Origin of the sequence: Pseudomonas shirazensis, assembly GCF_014268785.2 — a bacterium.
GTDB classification, from domain to species: Bacteria; Pseudomonadota; Gammaproteobacteria; order Pseudomonadales; family Pseudomonadaceae; genus Aquipseudomonas; species Aquipseudomonas shirazensis.
In genome coordinates this window covers 190,046-205,744 of the sequence record NZ_JABWRD020000003.1, presented here as the reverse complement: position 1 = coordinate 205,744, position 15,699 = coordinate 190,046, and the positions used below count along the sequence as shown (strand labels likewise).

Here is a 15,699-nt window from a genome sequence, read left to right as displayed (position 1 = left end):
CTCAGCCTTGGTAGGTGTCGCAGAAGGCCTGGGCCTCGGCGACGTCCAGGGTACCCTCGTAGATCGCCCGGCCAGTGATGGCACCGACGATGCCCGGCGCCTTGGCGTCGAGCAGGGCACGAATGTCACCCAGGTTGTGGATGCCGCCCGAGGCGATCACCGGGATGCGCGTGGCTTCGGCCAGGGCTTTGGTGAAGGGCACGTTGCAGCCCTGCATCATGCCGTCCTTGGCGATGTCGGTGTAGACGATTGCCGACACGCCATCAGCCTCGAAACGCTTGGCCAGGTCGATCACCTGCACCGAGCTGACTTCAGCCCAGCCGTCGGTGGCGACGAAACCGTCCTTGGCGTCCAGGCCAACGATGACCTTGCCCGGAAACGCCTTGCACGCTTCGGCGACGAACTCAGGCTGCTTGACCGCCTTGGTGCCGATGATCACATAGCTGACGCCGGCCTTGATGTAGTGCTCGATGGTTTCCAGCGAACGGATACCGCCGCCGATCTGGATCGGCAGTTGCGGGTAGCGTTTGGCGATGGCAGTAACCACTTCGCCGTTGACCGGCTGGCCTTCGAAGGCGCCGTTGAGGTCAACCAGGTGCAGGCGGCGGCAGCCACCCTCGACCCATTTGGCGGCCATGCTCACCGGGTCATCGGAGAACACCGTGGAGTCTTCCATGCGGCCCTGACGCAGGCGCACGCAAGCACCGTCCTTGAGATCGATAGCGGGAATAATCAGCATCTTGGCAACCTGTCTAATCGTTGGGGTTCAGGGCTTCTCGAGCGCCCACAGGTCGCTTTCGATGCTCTCGAACCGCTCCTTGAGGTGCAGCTGAACATCGGCAATCGCCCTGTTGTAGTAATACGGAGCCACTTCTCGGGAAAACAGGTCGAGGACCTCGGCCACCTCGAACGACCCCAGCTCAAGCTCGAAGCGGTCTTCAAGAAAGCGCTTGAGCTTGTCCAGGGCCTCGCGCTCCTGTTCGGGGGCGAGGGTCAGGATCGGTGGTTTGGTCCGCGACTTGCTCATTTACCAGCGGCCATCCCAGGCGGCGAAGTTCTGCAGCAACTGCAGGCCATGGGTATGGCTCTTCTCCGGGTGGAACTGCACGGCAAAGCGCGAGCCTTCGGCCAGCGCAGCAGCGAAGTCGACGCCGTAGTGGCCGCGACCGACTACCTGGCCAGGCTTGCCGGCATTGATGTAGTAGCTGTGCACGAAGTAGAAGCGGGCACGGTCGGGAATGTCATGCCAGAGCGGGTGCTCGATGGCATGGCTGACTTCGTTCCAGCCCATGTGCGGCACCTTGAGGTGCTCGCCCTGCTCTTCCAGGTCCTTGCCGAAGAAGCGCACCTGGCCGGGGAACAAGCCGATGCAATCGACGCCGTCGTTTTCTTCGCTGTGATCGAGCAGCGCTTGCATGCCGACACAGATGCCGAGAAACGGCCGGTCCTGGCTGACTTCACGGACCAGGCTGTCAAAGCCCAGCCGGCGAATCTCGGCCATGCAGTCGCGAATAGCGCCTACACCGGGGAACACCACGCGATCGGCCTCGCGGATCACCGCAGCGTCGCTGGTGACCAGCACCTTGCCGGCGCCTACATGCTCAAGCGCCTTGGCCACCGAGTGCAGGTTGCCCATGCCATAGTCGATTACGGCTACGGTCTGCATTTACAGGCATCCCTTGGTCGACGGCATTTGCCCGGCCATGCGCTCGTCCTGCTCGACCGCCATGCGCAGGGCACGGCCGAAGGCTTTGAACACGGTCTCGATCTGGTGGTGGGTGTTGTGCCCGCGCAGGTTATCGATGTGCAGGGTGACCAGCGCATGGTTGACGAAGCCCTGGAAGAACTCCTGGAACAGGTCGACATCGAAGCCACCAACCGAAGCCCGGGTGTAGGGCACGTGCATCGACAGGCCTGGGCGGCCGGAGAAGTCGATGACCACACGCGACAAGGCTTCATCGAGCGGCACATAGGCGTGACCGTAACGATAGATGCCTTTTTTGTCGCCAACGGCCTTGGCAAACGCCTGGCCGAGGGTGATGCCGACGTCTTCGACGGTGTGGTGATCATCGATATGCAGGTCGCCCTTGCATTCGATGTCCAGATCGATCAGCCCGTGCCGGGCGATCTGGTCGAGCATGTGTTCAAGGAAGGGCACGCCGATATCGAATCGGGCCTTGCCACTGCCATCGAGGTTGATCGAGGCCTTCACCTGGGTTTCCAGGGTATTGCGCTCGACGGAAGCCTTACGTTCGACCATCACCAGCTCCGCAAAATCATTGGGCGAAAAGGTCGACATTATAGGCCTAGAACGCGTCAGCTTGAAACGCGGATGACATATGGCAACTCGCCGGGGCAATGCAAACGCGGGTAAACCCGCTGGCACCAGGGCTATAAGCCCCCTGCGACAGCGAATTTACCCGCGTTTGGCCCGGTTTGGCTGGCATGCAAGCCAGCCAGCGCGGTTGTCAGTGGAACAGTACGGCAGTCTTCTGCAGGGTAATCCAGATACCCCACGCCAGCGGAATCACCACCACGGCCCAGGCCAGCAGCACCAGCGGCAGGCTACCCGGCGCGGCGTGCCACTCCAGCGAACGGGCGTTGTCGACGCCTTTGTCGTGGCTCAGCGCGCGCTCGGCCGCAAGCTCGGCATCGGTCATGAAGTACTTGTCGGCTACTGGACGCACCAGGGCGTTGCAGATAAAGCCCAGCACCAGCAGACCGGCGAGGATGTACAAGGTCATGTCGTAGGCCGCCGCACGGGCAACCCCGGCCGCCAGCTGCGACTCGCGCAGGTAGGTGATCAGCACCGGGCCGAGCACGCCGGCAGCAGCCCAGGCGGTCAGCAGGCGACCATGGATCGCACCGACCATTTGCGTACCGAACAGGTCAGCCAGGTAAGCCGGCACCGTCGCAAAACCACCGCCGTACATCGACAGGATGATGCAGAACGCCGCCACGAACAGCGCCACGTTGCCCAGATGGCCCATGTTCGGCACCAGGCTGTAGAGGCCAACGCCGAGGGCGAAGAAGGCAAAGTAGGTGTTCTTGCGGCCGATATAGTCGGAGAACGAAGCCCAGAAGAACCGCCCGCCAATGTTGAACAGGCTGAGCAGGCCGGTGAAGCCGGCGGCGATTGCCGCGATCTGCGCCAGTTGCGCGCTGTTCAGCTCGCTGAAGCTCAGCTCGTTGCCGATCAGCTTGCCGGCGAACACTTCCTGCAGCAGTGGCGAAGCCATGCCGAGGATGCCGATACCGGCCGAAACGTTCAGGCACAGCACCAGCCAGACCAGCGCGAACTGCGGGGTTTTCCAGGCAACGCTGACATGCACGTGACGATCGGTGACCATCGCGTTGGCTTTTTTCGCCGGCGGCGTCCAGCCCTCAGGCTTCCAGCCGGTTGGCGGTACGCGGTAGGTCAAGGCGCCAGCCGTCATGAACACGAAGTAGATCGCCGCCATGACCACAAAGCTCTGCCATACACCGACTTCAACCGAGCTGCCGAAATGGCCCATTAGCGCAGTGGCCAAAGGCGCACCGACCATCGCGCCGCCGCCAAAGCCCATGATCGCCATGCCGGTAGCCATGCCGCGCTTGTCCGGGAACCACTTGATCAGGGTCGAGACTGGCGAGATATAGCCCAGGCCCAGACCGATACCACCGATCACCCCCGAGCCGAGCCACATCAGCCACAGCTGGTGGGTCTTGATGCCGATCGCCGAGATCAGCAGGCCACCGCACCAGCACAGCGCCGAAACCAGGCCAGCCTTGCGTGGGCCGGCGTGTTCCAGCCAGCCGCCGAGCACGGCAGCCGAGCAGCCGAGGAAGACGAAGAACAGCGTGTAGATCCAGCTCAGCATCGAGATCGGCCAGTCACACTCGGCGCTGAACATCCGCGCGATGAAGCCCATGTCCGCCGAACAGGCAACCGGTGCGGTGATGCCGATAGCTTGCGACAACGGCAGCCAGAACACCGAGAAACCATACGCCATGCCGATGCACAGATGGATTGCCAGCGCTGCTGGGGGCACCAGCCAACGGTTGAAGCCCGGCCGGGCAATGATGCGCTCCTTGGACAGGAAGCCCGGCGCGCGCGCCGCTTCTCCCGCAGTACTGCTGCTCATGGTGTTTCCTCTTATAAGTAGACGTTGCCCTCGGCTCTTCGGCCGAGTTGGCTGCACGCACGCTGTGGTCGGATATTCACGGCATCCGCGACAATCGGTCGCGTAATGCGGCGAAAGCGGCGCAAGGTTAACCAGCTGAAACGCTCAATGGAAGCAATCTGACATCGTTATTTTTTTGCCACCTGCGCAAGCCAGCTGAACTGTAGAGTAGCTGGCGGTCAGAAACTGATCAGCCTGAGTAGAACCAGGCTGCGCAACCCGGCGAAACCGATACTTAGGTAGGAAATAACCTATATCTACCGGCGGGTACTCAGGCTAACCAGCCACGGCGCTATACTCTGGCGCTTGAATTTTCATTTCGGACTACAAGGACTCGCCCATGAAAGCGTTCGGCAAAATCCTGGGGCTGGGGCTTCTCGGGTTGCTGCTGATCATCGTGGCACTGGGCTTTGCCCTGACCCACCTCTTCGATCCCAACGACTATAAAGACGAGATTCGCCAGCTGGCACGGGACAAGGCTCATGTCGAGCTGACCCTCAACGGTGACATTGGCTGGAGCCTGTTCCCGTGGCTGGGCCTGGAGCTGCATGAAGCCAGCATCGCCACCCTGAACAAACCCACCGAACCGTTTGCAGACCTGCAGATGCTCGGCCTGTCGGTGCGCGTGCTGCCATTGCTGCGCCGTGAAGTGCAGATGAGCGACGTACGCGTCGAGGGGCTCAACCTGAGCCTGATGCGTGACGAAAACGGCCACGGCAACTGGCAGGACATCGGCAAACCACTGCCGACCCAGGCCAGCACCACGCCTGGCCAGCCTGCGCCGGCGCCGAGCGAACCGAAGGACAGTGAAGAAAGCGCCAGCGAGCGCTCGGTCAAGCTGGATATCGACAGCCTGACCGTGAACAACGCCCGCGTGCAGTACACCGATGCCAAGACTGGCCAGAGCCTGACCGCCGAGAGCATCCAGCTGAGCACCGGCGCGGTCCACGAAGGGGCGAACATCCCGCTCAAGGCCAGCGCCTTCATCAGCGCCGCGCAGCCGAACATCAAGGTGCGCAGCGAACTGGCCGGCGAACTGCGCTTTGATCGCAAGCTCAAGCGCTACAACCTCGAAGACATGCGCCTGTCCGGCGAAGCCTCGGGCGAGCCGTTTGCCGGCAAGACCATGACCTTTGCTGCTCAGGGCCAATTGCTGGTCGACATGGCTGCCAATGTCGCGTCCTGGAATGGCCTGAAGGTTTCCGCCAACCAGTTGCGTGCACTGGGTGAGCTGAACGTGCGCGAGTTGGACAAGACGCCGCTGGCCGGCGGCGGTATCTCCATCGCCCAGTTCGACCTGCGCACCTTCCTCGACAGCATTGGCCAGCCATTGCCAGCCACTGCCGACCCGGCCGCCTTCAGCAAACTGGAACTGGTCAGCCGGCTCAGCGCCAGCCCGACCAGCCTGGCTCTGGAAGGCCTGGCAGTGAAACTGGATGACAGCAGCTTCAGTGGTCGCGTAGCTATTGAAGACTTCGCCAAGCAAGCCCTGCGCATTCAGCTCAAAGGCGACAAGTTCGACGCCGATCGCTACTTCCCGGCCAAAAGCGAGCAGGCCAAGGGCGCCAAGGCGGCGCGTCAGGCCGAGGTCCAACAGCAGGAAGCAACCGCCGTTGCCGGTGCCGGCAGCTCGCCACTGCCAAACGCACCGACCCAGGTTGCCTGGAGCACCGACAAACTGCTGCCGGTCGACCGCCTGCGTGCCCTCGACCTGCAAGCCGACCTGAGCTTTGGCGCACTGACCCTGGACAAACTGCCGATCAGCGATGCCCAACTCAAGGCCAGCGGCCAGGGCGGTTTGATTGCTCTGCAAAGCCTGCGCGGCGAGTTGTATAACGGCACCTTTGAAGCAACGGGCAGCGTCGATGTACGCCCGGCCGTGCCGCAGATCGGCATCAACACCAAGATCAACCGGGTCCCGGTCGAGCACTTCATCAAGTCCGACAACCCGGAACAGGCGCCGCCAGTCAAAGGCCTGCTGACCCTGAGCAGCGACCTCACCGCCAGCGGCAACAGTCAGAAAGCGCTGATCGACACCCTCAACGGCAACGCCAACTTCACCATCAACGATGGTGTGCTGGTCAATGCCAACCTTGAGCAGCAGCTGTGCCAGGCCATCGCCACCCTCAACCGCAAACAGTTGAGCGGCGACCCGCGTGGCAAGGACACTCCATTCGAAGAGCTGCGCGGCAGCCTGGTAGTGCGTAACGGCGTGGCCAGCAACCCTGACCTGAAAGCGCGCATCCCCGGCCTGACGGTCAACGGCCAGGGCGATCTGGACCTGCGCGTGCTCGGCATGGACTACCGCGTTGGCGTGGTGATCGAAGGTGACCAGCGCGCCATGCCGGACCCTGCCTGCCAGGTCAACGAGCGCTTTGTCGGCGTCGAGCTGCCACTGCGCTGCCGTGGCCCGTTGGAACTGGGTGCCAAAGCCTGCCGCCTGGATCAGGACGGCCTGGGCAAGGTCGCCGCCAAGCTGGCCGGCAACCGCCTCAAGGACAAGATCGACGAGAAACTCGATGAGAAGCTGGGCGACAAGGTCAGCCCGGAACTCAAAGACGCGCTCAAGGGGCTGTTCAAACGATGAGCCCCGAGCAATTCTCCGGCGCCGTGCTGGCCTGGTATGACCAGCACGGCCGCCACGACCTGCCCTGGCAGCAAGGCATCAATCCGTACCGGGTATGGGTCTCGGAAATCATGCTGCAGCAGACCCAGGTCAGCACCGTGCTGAGCTACTTCGACCGCTTCATGCAGGCCCTGCCCACCGTGCAGGCGCTGGCCGAAGCGCCGGAAGACGAAGTGCTGCACCTGTGGACCGGGCTCGGTTACTACACCCGCGCCCGCAACCTGCAGAAGGCCGCGCAGATCGTCGTCAGCCAACATGGGGGGGAGTTCCCGCGTAGTGTCGAGCAGCTCACCGAGCTGCCCGGCATTGGCCGCTCCACAGCCGGCGCGATCGCCAGCATCAGCATGGGTATCCGCGCGCCGATCCTCGACGGCAACGTCAAGCGCGTGCTGGCCCGTTTCACCGCTCAGGGCGGTTATCCGGGCGAACCCAAGGTTGCCAACGCCTTGTGGGCGACCGCCGAGCGCTACACCCCACAAGCCCGGGCCAACCACTACACCCAGGCGATGATGGACCTTGGCGCCACCCTGTGTACCCGCAGCAAGCCCAAATGCCTGATCTGCCCGCTGCAGCGCGGCTGCGAAGCGCACCTGCTCGGCCAGGAAACCCACTACCCCGAGCCCAAGCCACGCAAGGCGCTGCCACAGCGGCGCACGCTGATGCCGATGCTGGCCAACCGCGAGGGCGCCATCCTGCTCTACCGGCGCCCGTCTAGCGGCCTGTGGGGCGGTTTGTGGAGCCTGCCTGAGCTGGATGACCTCGAGCAGCTCGATGACCTTGCCTATCAGCACGGCCTGCGCCTGAACGGCACACAGGCGCTGGACGGCCTTACCCATACCTTCAGCCATTTCCAGTTGGCCATCGAGCCCTGGCTGGTGCGCGTCGACCCACTGGGCACGCACGTGGCCGAGCCTGACTGGCTCTGGTATAACCTCGCCACCCCGCCGCGCCTGGGCCTCGCCGCCCCGGTCAAGAAGCTGCTGAAACGCGCGGCCGACGAATTGATTGCAGGAGAGCCGCAATGACCCGCACCGTGAACTGCCGCAAATACCACCAGGAACTGCCCGGCCTCGAGCGCCCACCGTACCCGGGTGCCAAGGGCCAGGACATCTTCGATAACATCTCCCAGCAGGCCTGGGGTGATTGGCTCAAGCATCAGACCCTGCTGATCAACGAGAAGCGCCTGAACATGATGAACGCCGAGGACCGCAAATTCCTCCAGGTGGAGATGGACAAGTACTTCTCCGGCGAGGACTACGCCAAGGCCGAAGGCTACGTTCCGCCGAGCGAATGACCCCGTAAAAGCGTAAGCGACGGAATTAATTTAAAAAATTTTCAAAAAGTCGTTGACGCAAACCTGAAAAAGTCTTTTAATGCGCCCCGTTGCCCAGATAGCTCAGTCGGTAGAGCAGAGGATTGAAAATCCTCGTGTCGGCGGTTCGACTCCGTCTCTGGGCACCAAAACACTAAAACCCTGAATCGAAAGATTCAGGGTTTTTTTATGCCTGGGATTTAATCAGCAGGCCGCAGAGCATGTGTGGCCCCGTGCTATCATCCGCGCCGCATCTGCCCTCCCTGAGCAGATAGCCCCCAAGGACGATGGTTGAGCATGGACTGCCTCCCAAGACACGCAATGCCTCAGCCCGTTTTTCACACTCGAAAATCGGAAGCGCTATGACATCCCCAAGCGAACTCATGAACAAGGTCAACCGCAAGACGCTGCACATGGTGCTGCTGACCATGGCCACCGGCGGCCTGTACCTGCTGCTGTGGCTGTACAAGACCAATCAGCACCTGCGTGAAGCCACCGGCCAAGAGGCGTGCAGTGAGACCTACATTATCTGGATGTTTGTCTGCACGGGCCTGAGCGGCCTGTTCATCAACGATGAGCAACTGGCCTTGGAAATTGCAGCCGGCTTGCTGAGCATTGCTGCCCTTGTGCTGCAAATCGTCTGGGCATTCAATGCCCGACGCATACTGCTGGCCTTCGCCCACGCCAACAACCAGATCCACTTCCGCATGAACGGCTTCAACACCTTCGTGCTCAACCTGTACTACATCAACTACTGCATCAACGAGTTGGGCGAGACTGACCAACGCCAGCAGCCCGTATACAGCCAGGCCATGCAGCCTTGACCAGCCAGTAACAGCGTATCCGCTGCGCCCGGCCGCCTGGCAGCCGTGGCGCAACGCACGCGTCGTTGACCAGTATCAACAAGCCATTTGCGCAATATCCTTAGCATGATCGGTGGACACTCGAACCGACCCGCAAGGATTTCCATGAGCGACGAATCCACCCCGCTTCTCTCCCCCGCCCCTGCTGCCGACACCAGCGCCACCCTCAGCGCAAGCGCCACACCAGCCCCGCGCAGCCGTCGCCCACGCCAGCGCAAGCCGGCCGCCAAGGTCAGCGCCGAGCCGGCGATCCTCAGCATCAGCCAGCAGCCCGCCGCGCTGCAGGTGGCTACCGCACGCAAAGGCAGCAACGAGGACAGCACTTCGGCACGTCTGCCCGCGAGCTATCCGTACCGCACCCGGCTGCGCCGCAACGAATACGAGAAGGCCAAGACCGAGCTACAGATCGAGCTGCTCAAGGTGCAGAGCTGGGCCAAGGACACCGGCCAGCGCATTGTGGTGCTGTTCGAGGGCCGTGACGCGGCCGGCAAGGGTGGCACCATCAAACGCTTCATGGAGCATCTGAACCCGCGTGGCGCGCGCATCGTAGCGCTGGAGAAGCCATCCGAGCAGGAACAGGGCCAGTGGTATTTCCAGCGTTACATCCAGCACCTGCCGACCGCCGGGGAAATGGTCTTCTTCGACCGCTCCTGGTACAACCGCGCCGGGGTCGAGCGGGTGATGGACTTCTGCACCCCGATGCAATACCTGGAGTTCATGCGCCAGGCGCCAGACCTTGAGCGGATGCTCACCAACAGCGGCATCCTGCTGTTCAAGTACTGGTTCTCGGTCAACCGCGAAGAGCAGCTGCGCCGCTTCGTCTCGCGCCGGGACGACCCGCTCAAGCACTGGAAGCTGTCGCCGATCGACATCAAGTCGCTGGACAAATGGGACGACTACACCGGCGCCAAAGAGGCGATGTTCTTCCATACCGACACCGGCGATGCGCCGTGGACGGTGATCAAGTCGGATGACAAGAAGCGCGCGCGGATCAACTGCATCCGCCACTTCCTGCATTCGCTGGAGTACCCCGGCAAGGACCTGCGCGTGGCCCATGCGCCCGACCCGCTGCTGGTCGGCCGGGCATCGCGTGGCTTTGAAGAAGATGAGGCGCCGACCGCCTGATCGCGACGCGTGCCTCTTGGGTTTGTCGGGCAAGTGCGATTCAATACGCGCACTTTTGCCCCTCCAAGGATTTCAGGCCCCATGGCTTCCAACACCAAGCAGCAAAAACGCGCCAAGCGCGCCGCCAGCAAAGCCAAGCAAAACCGCATGGTGCGCAGCGGCCAAGCAGTCAAGGCGAGCGCCGGTGACAGCGCCAGCGTCGAGCAGATCTTCAACAAGGCGCTGGAGTCGGACAGCTACAGCGAGCTGTTCAGCAAGATGAAAGCCGCCCAGGAAACCGGCCTGGTAGCGATGATCGCGGTGTTCCTGGTCGACCCGTTGCTGACCCTGGTGCTCAAAGGCCACAAGGAAGAGCACGCCACCGACTACATCGTGCTGGTGTTCACCGCCTACCGCACCTGGCTGGACGGCGCCGACGAAGAAACCACCATGGCCTGGCTGGAGAGCGACGAGTTCCAGGAAGCCTACGTAGCGGCCTCTGAAGTGGTAGCCAAGCAGCAGCTGCAACAGAAGCAGTTCGGCTAACTCTGCCTCAGCGTCCCCTGTAAGAGCGGCCTTGTGTCGCGAAAGGGCCGCGCCCTGATCCAGAGCGCGGCCTTTTTGCATTCAGCTCAACGAGCCGGCAGATCAGTTACTCAGCACAACCCGCCCAGCTGCCACGGCGGCCTTGCGCTTGCGCTGCACCAGCAGGCCGGCAGCGACCACAGCCAGGCTCAGCAGCGCGGTGGCGATGATCTCGATGCGGTGGTCTGGACGAATCGCCATCACCACCAGCACGGCGACGATAAAGGCGATGGTCACCCAAGTCAGGCCAGGGAACAGCCACATTTTGAACTCGATCTTCTCGCCGCGGGCTTCACGCTGGCTGCGCATGCGCAGTTGCGACACGGCAATCACCAGATACACCAGCAAGGCAATGGCGCCGGAGCTGGCCAGCAGGAACTCGAACACCTGCGCTGGCGCGACGAAGTTGGCAAATACGCAGAGGAACGCTGCAGCGGTCGACAGCAGCACTGCCCAATGCGGCGTACCCGCCCTGGTGGTGCGCTGGGCAACGGCCGGCGCATCGCCACGCTTGCTCAGCGAGAACAGCATGCGCGAGGAGGTGTACAGCGCCGAGTTGAGGCAGCTGGTCACGGCGATCAGTACGACGATGTCGACAATCAGCTTGGCATTCGGCACGCCGATCATGCTCAGCACGGTCTGGTACGAACCGGTGGCCGCCAGGGCTGGGTCGTTCCACGGCACCAGGGCCACGACCAGGAAGATCGACACCAGGTAGAACAGGCAGATCCGCCAGATCACTGAGTTGGTGGCCTTGCTGATCTGTTTGCCCGGGTCTTTCGATTCAGCGGCGGCAATGGTGACGATTTCAGTACCCATGAACGAGAACATGGTGGTCAGCATGGCTGCCAGCACTGCGCCGAGGCCGTTTGGCATGAAGCCCTGGGTGTCGAACAGGTGGCTGACGCCGCTGACCTGGCTGCCCGGCACCATGCCGAACATGGCCGCACAACCGACCACGATGAAGCCGATGATCGCCAGCACCTTGAGCAGGGCGAACCAGAACTCGAATTCGCCGTAGTTCTTTACACTGAACAGGTTGGTGATGGTCAGGGCCAGGGTGATCAACAGCGAGAACGCCCACAGATCAACCGCCGGGAACCAGGCATTGAGGATCGCGGCCGCGGCGTTGGCTTCGAGCGGGATCACCAGGACCCAGAACCACCAGTACAGCCAGCCGATGGTAAAGCCCGCCCAATGGCCGATCGAGCGATCAGCGTAAGTCGAGAACGAACCGGTGTCGGGCGAGGCGATCGCCATTTCGCCGAGCATACGCATCACCAGCACCACCAGGGTACCGGCAGCCGCGTAGGCTAACAGCACAGCAGGGCCGGCCGCCGCAATGGCGTGGCCGGAGCCAACGAACAGCCCCGCGCCGATCACACCGGCGATGGACAACATGGTGACGTGACGCGATTTGAGCCCCTGAGCGAGGTCATTGGAATTGTGCTTACCGCTCATAAAACTACCTTTGTAAGGAGGTGGACTACCTGAATGACTGGCCAGCGCACCCGGGATTTAGGTAGGCGTCGCTGCATTCTGGAAATATCCTGTGGCAATTACCGCGCCATCTGCGTGCTTGGCTCATCAGCGCCAGGCCCGATATCAATCACGGCGGGGCCTGCAGGGCATTCGGCCAAGGCTTGATCGGATACACATTAAATCGGCCTGTGCCGAGCAGATTACTGAAATACCCACTTACAAATGCACCAAAGGTGCTCCTTGGTAACACCCGCGCACAAAATCGAAGCGCTCAGGTGCAACCGTCAGCGCAACCTCCCTTCAAGCGAGAAAGAGGGCAGTAACCACTACGGCTAAAAACGGCTTCCCAGTGCGGTGCAAAACTGGCACCATCGCGCCTTTTTTCATCAAGGCTCTGGTGCTGGGCACAAGGCCGGCGGACATCCTCGCGACGTTGCACTGCAACGATGCGACAAACCGCCCCGCCAGCGACCCGAGCCCCTTGCGACCCCGTTGGCTGTCAATGAGCCGCTATGCTAGCGTGGCGCTCGCCAGGAAGGCCGCCAACAGCTGGGAACGCACCCGAACCGAAGAGGACCGCACATGGCCCAGGCCACGCCCGCGCTGGAAATCCGCAATCTGCACAAGCGCTACGGCACCCAGGAAATTCTCAAGGGCATTTCCCTGACCGCGCGCGATGGTGACGTGATCTCGATCCTCGGATCGTCCGGTTCCGGCAAGTCCACCCTGCTGCGCTGCATCAACCTGCTGGAAAACCCGCATCAAGGGCAGATCCTCGTAGCCGGTGAAGAGCTCAAGCTCAAGGCCGCCAAGAACGGCGACCTGATCCCGTCGGACAACCGCCAGATCAACCGCCTGCGCAGCGAAATCGGTTTCGTCTTCCAGAATTTCAACCTGTGGCCGCACATGTCGATCCTCGACAACATCATCGAGGCGCCGCGCCGCGTGCTTGGCCAGAGCAAGGCCGAAGCCACTGAACATGCCGAGGCGCTGCTGAACAAAGTCGGTATCTTCGACAAGCGCCACAGCTACCCCGCCCAGCTTTCCGGTGGCCAGCAACAGCGTGCCGCCATTGCCCGTACCCTGGCCATGAAGCCCAAGGTGATCCTGTTCGACGAGCCAACTTCGGCACTCGATCCGGAAATGGTCCAGGAAGTGCTTAACGTTATCCGCGCATTGGCCGACGAAGGCCGTACCATGCTGCTGGTAACTCACGAGATGAACTTTGCCCGCCAGGTGTCCAGTGAAGTGGTTTTCCTGCACCAGGGCCTGGTTGAAGAGCAAGGAACGCCGCAGCAGGTCTTCGAAAACCCGAACTCGGCGCGTTGCAAGCAATTCATGTCCAGCCACCGCTAACGGAGCAATACATGCAGACCTACAAGAAGTTTCTCCTGGCCGCTGCCGCCACTTTGGTGTTCTCGGCCAATGCCCTGGCCGCAGACAAACTGCGCATGGGTATCGAAGCGGCCTACCCGCCGTTCAACAACAAGGATGCCAGCGGTAACGTGGTCGGCTTCGACAAAGACATCGGCGACGCCCTGTGCGCCAAGATGAAAGTCGACTGCTCGGTCGTCACTTCCGACTGGGACGGCATCATCCCCGCCCTGAACGCGAAGAAGTTCGACTTCCTGGTGTCGTCGCTGTCGATCACCGACGAGCGCAAGCAAGCGGTTGAATTCACCGACCCGTACTACTCGAACAAGCTGCAGTTCATCGCGCCGAAGAACAAAGACTTCAAGACCGACAAGGCCTCGCTCAAGGGCAAGATCATCGGCACCCAGCGCGCGACCCTGGCCGGCACCTGGCTGGAAGACAACTACGGTGACGACGTGCAGATCAAACTGTACGACACCCAGGAAAACGCCTACCTCGACCTGATCTCGGGCCGCGTCGACGCCATCCTTGCCGACAAGTACGTGCAGTACGAGTGGCTCAAATCCAACGACGGCAAAGCCTATGAGTTCAAAGGCGAGCCGGTGATGGACAGCGACAAGATCGGCATTGCCGTGCGCAAGGGTGACGACAAGCTGCGTGACCAGCTCAACGCTGCCCTGAAAGAAATCAAAGCCGACGGTACGTACAAGAAGATCAACGACAAGTACTTCCCGTTCAGCATCGAATGATTCGCCCGACCGGCACGCCCTCGCGGCGTGTCGGTCCCTAGAACGCACCTAATCAATGAATATTGACCTGCACGGATTCGGCCCGGCCTTGATGGCTGGCACCCTGATGACGGTAAAACTGGCGCTCTGCGCCTTGCTGCTGGGGCTGATCCTGGGCCTGCTCGGCGCCCTTGCCAAGACTTCTGCCATCAAGCCACTGCAATGGCTTGGCGGCTTCTATTCGACCCTGGTGCGCGGGATTCCCGAGCTGCTGTGGGTATTGCTGATCTATTTCGGCACCGTCGGCCTGGTCAACAGCCTCGGCGACGCCCTGAACATGCCCGGCCTTGAGCTGAGCGCATTTGCCGCCGGCGTGATCGCGCTGGGCCTGTGCTTTGGCGCCTACGCTACCGAAGTATTCCGCGGCGCGATCCTGGCGATCCCCAAGGGCCACCGCGAAGCCGGGCTGGCCCTGGGCCTGTCCAAAGGCCGCATCCTCTCGCGGATCATCCTGCCGCAGATGTGGCGCATTGCTTTGCCTGGCCTGGGCAACCTGTTCATGATCCTGATGAAGGACACCGCACTGGTGTCGGTGATCGGCCTTGAAGAAATCATGCGCCACTCGCAGATCGCCGTGACCGTGAGCAAGGAGCCGTTCACCTTCTACATGGTTGCCGCGTGCATCTACCTGAGCCTGACCGTAGTCGCCATGACCGGCATGTACTTCCTGGAAAAACGCGCCGCTCGCGGCTTCGTGAGGGCTGAATAATGAACTGGGAAGTCATCATCAAATGGCTGCCACGCCTGGCCCAGGGCGCGACCCTGACCCTGGAGCTGGTGGCCATCGCCGTGATCGCCGGCCTGATCCTGGCGATCCCGCTGGGCGTCGCCCGCGCCTCGCGCCACTGGTACGTGCGCGCCCTGCCCTACGGCTACATTTTCTTCTTCCGCGGCACGCCGCTACTGGTACAGCTGTTTCTGGTGTATTACGGCCTCGCCCAGTTCGAAGCCGTGCGCAACAGTGTGCTGTGGCCGTACCTGCGCGATCCGTTCTGGTGCACCGTGCTCACCATGACCCTGCACACCGCCGCCTACATCGCCGAGATCCTGCGTGGCGCGCTGCAGGCCATCCCCAAGGGTGAAATCGAGGCAGCGCGGGCGCTGGGCATGTCCCGCGGCAAAACCCTGTTCTACATCATGCTGCCACGCGCCTCGCGCATCGGCCTGCCGGCCTACAGCAACGAAGTGATCCTGATGCTCAAGGCCAGCGCCCTGGCCAGCACCGTGACCCTGCTCGAACTGACCGGCATGGCCCGCACGATCATCGCCCGCACCTACCTGCCGGTGGAGATCTTCTTCGCGGCCGGTTTGTTCTACCTGGTCATCTCGTTCCTGCTGGTGCAAGGCTTCAAGCTGCTGGAGCGCTGGTTGCGGGTGGACGCCTGCCAAGGGCGCTAAGGCG

At 62.1% G+C, this 15,699-nt stretch carries 16 protein-coding genes and 1 tRNA gene; 11 read left to right on the top strand and 6 right to left on the bottom strand.

Annotated elements, in window-relative coordinates; all coding sequences use genetic code 11:
• Window position 1 precedes the first annotated feature (1 nt).
• The 5 genes from hisA to HU736_RS16880 form a co-directional block, all read right to left on the bottom strand.
• Entirely contained in the window at window positions 2-739 is a 738-nt protein-coding gene (gene hisA, locus HU736_RS16900; RefSeq protein ID WP_101322499.1) for a 1-(5-phosphoribosyl)-5-[(5-phosphoribosylamino)methylideneamino]imidazole-4-carboxamide isomerase, read from the bottom strand.
• Between the two features lie 27 nt (window positions 740-766).
• Window positions 767-1,027 carry a DUF2164 domain-containing protein gene (locus HU736_RS16895; protein ID WP_101322500.1) on the bottom strand — a complete coding sequence of 87 codons (261 nt, stop codon included), beginning with the start codon at window positions 1,025-1,027 and terminating at the stop codon, window positions 767-769.
• The gene (hisH, locus tag HU736_RS16890; RefSeq protein ID WP_186700506.1) at window positions 1,028-1,666 is read right to left on the bottom strand and encodes an imidazole glycerol phosphate synthase subunit HisH; all 639 of its coding nucleotides are present in this window, start codon (window positions 1,664-1,666) and stop codon (window positions 1,028-1,030) included.
• Window positions 1,667-2,260, bottom strand: coding sequence for an imidazoleglycerol-phosphate dehydratase HisB (gene hisB, locus HU736_RS16885; protein WP_101323128.1), 594 nt, complete (start codon window positions 2,258-2,260; stop codon window positions 1,667-1,669).
• 208 nt (window positions 2,261-2,468) lie between these two features.
• On the bottom strand, window positions 2,469-4,124 hold the full coding sequence (locus HU736_RS16880; protein ID WP_101322502.1) for an OFA family MFS transporter: 1,656 nt from the start codon (window positions 4,122-4,124) through the stop codon (window positions 2,469-2,471).
• 379 nt (window positions 4,125-4,503) lie between these two features.
• Here HU736_RS16880 and HU736_RS16875 point away from each other — a divergent pair, with 379 nt between their 5' ends.
• The 7 genes from HU736_RS16875 (at window position 4,504) to HU736_RS16845 (ending at window position 10,614) form a co-directional block, all read left to right on the top strand.
• On the top strand, window positions 4,504-6,750 hold the full coding sequence (locus HU736_RS16875) for an AsmA family protein (RefSeq protein WP_186700507.1): 2,247 nt from the start codon (window positions 4,504-4,506) through the stop codon (window positions 6,748-6,750).
• Window positions 6,747-7,814 carry an A/G-specific adenine glycosylase gene (gene mutY / locus HU736_RS16870; protein WP_103435284.1) on the top strand — a complete coding sequence of 356 codons (1,068 nt, stop codon included), beginning with the start codon at window positions 6,747-6,749 and terminating at the stop codon, window positions 7,812-7,814. Before HU736_RS16875 ends, mutY begins: the two co-directional genes overlap by 4 nt.
• Window positions 7,811-8,083: an oxidative damage protection protein gene (locus HU736_RS16865; RefSeq protein ID WP_101322505.1), complete on the top strand. Its 273-nt coding sequence runs from the start codon at window positions 7,811-7,813 to the stop codon at window positions 8,081-8,083. The genes mutY and HU736_RS16865 overlap by 4 nt, the downstream gene beginning before the upstream one ends.
• 91 nt (window positions 8,084-8,174) lie before the next feature.
• Window positions 8,175-8,250 (top strand) — tRNA-Phe (locus HU736_RS16860).
• Window positions 8,251-8,463: 213 nt separating this feature from the next.
• A complete protein-coding gene (locus HU736_RS16855; RefSeq protein ID WP_157831768.1) occupies window positions 8,464-8,925 on the top strand; it encodes a DUF4234 domain-containing protein in 462 nt (153 codons plus the stop codon).
• A gap of 144 nt (window positions 8,926-9,069) precedes the next feature.
• Window positions 9,070-10,089, top strand: a complete 1,020-nt coding sequence (ppk2, locus tag HU736_RS16850) for a polyphosphate kinase 2 (protein ID WP_103435285.1) — start codon at window positions 9,070-9,072, stop codon at window positions 10,087-10,089.
• An 81-nt stretch (window positions 10,090-10,170) separates the two neighbouring features.
• Complete coding sequence (locus HU736_RS16845; RefSeq protein ID WP_101322508.1) at window positions 10,171-10,614, top strand: hypothetical protein; 444 nt, start codon at window positions 10,171-10,173, stop codon at window positions 10,612-10,614.
• Window positions 10,615-10,716: 102 nt separating this feature from the next.
• On the opposite strand, the gene gabP is transcribed toward HU736_RS16845, so the two are convergent.
• The gene (gene gabP, locus HU736_RS16840) at window positions 10,717-12,114 is read right to left on the bottom strand and encodes a GABA permease (RefSeq protein ID WP_186700508.1); all 1,398 of its coding nucleotides are present in this window, start codon (window positions 12,112-12,114) and stop codon (window positions 10,717-10,719) included.
• 603 nt (window positions 12,115-12,717) lie between these two features.
• On the opposite strand from gabP, the gene HU736_RS16835 reads away from it, so the two are divergent.
• Genes HU736_RS16835 through HU736_RS16820 form a run of 4 tightly spaced genes read left to right on the top strand, consistent with a single transcriptional unit; the run spans window position 12,718 to window position 15,695 of the window.
• Window positions 12,718-13,491: an ABC transporter ATP-binding protein gene (locus tag HU736_RS16835; RefSeq protein WP_103435287.1), complete on the top strand. Its 774-nt coding sequence runs from the start codon at window positions 12,718-12,720 to the stop codon at window positions 13,489-13,491.
• 11 nt (window positions 13,492-13,502) lie between these two features.
• Window positions 13,503-14,258 (top strand): ABC transporter substrate-binding protein, encoded by a 756-nt coding sequence (locus tag HU736_RS16830; protein ID WP_186700509.1) that lies wholly within the window; start codon window positions 13,503-13,505, stop codon window positions 14,256-14,258.
• Between the two features lie 55 nt (window positions 14,259-14,313).
• Window positions 14,314-15,006, top strand: a complete 693-nt coding sequence (locus HU736_RS16825; protein ID WP_103435289.1) for an ABC transporter permease — start codon at window positions 14,314-14,316, stop codon at window positions 15,004-15,006.
• The gene (locus tag HU736_RS16820) at window positions 15,006-15,695 is read left to right on the top strand and encodes an ABC transporter permease (protein ID WP_101322513.1); all 690 of its coding nucleotides are present in this window, start codon (window positions 15,006-15,008) and stop codon (window positions 15,693-15,695) included. Before HU736_RS16825 ends, HU736_RS16820 begins: the two co-directional genes overlap by 1 nt.
• Window positions 15,696-15,699: the final 4 nt, after the last annotated feature.

Excerpts from the sequence above, each read along its gene's own strand:
- HU736_RS16895 (WP_101322500.1), bottom strand. The coding sequence starts at position 1,027 with ATGAGCAAGTCGCGGACCAAACCACCGATCCTGACCCTCGCCCCCGAA.
- mutY (WP_103435284.1), top strand. The coding sequence starts at position 6,747 with ATGAGCCCCGAGCAATTCTCCGGCGCCGTGCTGGCCTGGTATGACCAG.
- HU736_RS16875 (WP_186700507.1), top strand. The coding sequence starts at position 4,504 with ATGAAAGCGTTCGGCAAAATCCTGGGGCTGGGGCTTCTCGGGTTGCTG.
- hisB (WP_101323128.1), bottom strand. The coding sequence starts at position 2,260 with ATGGTCGAACGTAAGGCTTCCGTCGAGCGCAATACCCTGGAAACCCAG.
- HU736_RS16880 (WP_101322502.1), bottom strand. The coding sequence starts at position 4,124 with ATGAGCAGCAGTACTGCGGGAGAAGCGGCGCGCGCGCCGGGCTTCCTG.
- hisA (WP_101322499.1), bottom strand. The coding sequence starts at position 739 with ATGCTGATTATTCCCGCTATCGATCTCAAGGACGGTGCTTGCGTGCGC.
- HU736_RS16865 (WP_101322505.1), top strand. The coding sequence starts at position 7,811 with ATGACCCGCACCGTGAACTGCCGCAAATACCACCAGGAACTGCCCGGC.
- ppk2 (WP_103435285.1), top strand. The coding sequence starts at position 9,070 with ATGAGCGACGAATCCACCCCGCTTCTCTCCCCCGCCCCTGCTGCCGAC.
- HU736_RS16825 (WP_103435289.1), top strand. The coding sequence starts at position 14,314 with ATGAATATTGACCTGCACGGATTCGGCCCGGCCTTGATGGCTGGCACC.
- HU736_RS16820 (WP_101322513.1), top strand. The coding sequence starts at position 15,006 with ATGAACTGGGAAGTCATCATCAAATGGCTGCCACGCCTGGCCCAGGGC.
- HU736_RS16855 (WP_157831768.1), top strand. The coding sequence starts at position 8,464 with ATGACATCCCCAAGCGAACTCATGAACAAGGTCAACCGCAAGACGCTG.
- gabP (WP_186700508.1), bottom strand. The coding sequence starts at position 12,114 with ATGAGCGGTAAGCACAATTCCAATGACCTCGCTCAGGGGCTCAAATCG.
- hisH (WP_186700506.1), bottom strand. The coding sequence starts at position 1,666 with ATGCAGACCGTAGCCGTAATCGACTATGGCATGGGCAACCTGCACTCG.
- HU736_RS16835 (WP_103435287.1), top strand. The coding sequence starts at position 12,718 with ATGGCCCAGGCCACGCCCGCGCTGGAAATCCGCAATCTGCACAAGCGC.
- HU736_RS16845 (WP_101322508.1), top strand. The coding sequence starts at position 10,171 with ATGGCTTCCAACACCAAGCAGCAAAAACGCGCCAAGCGCGCCGCCAGC.
- HU736_RS16830 (WP_186700509.1), top strand. The coding sequence starts at position 13,503 with ATGCAGACCTACAAGAAGTTTCTCCTGGCCGCTGCCGCCACTTTGGTG.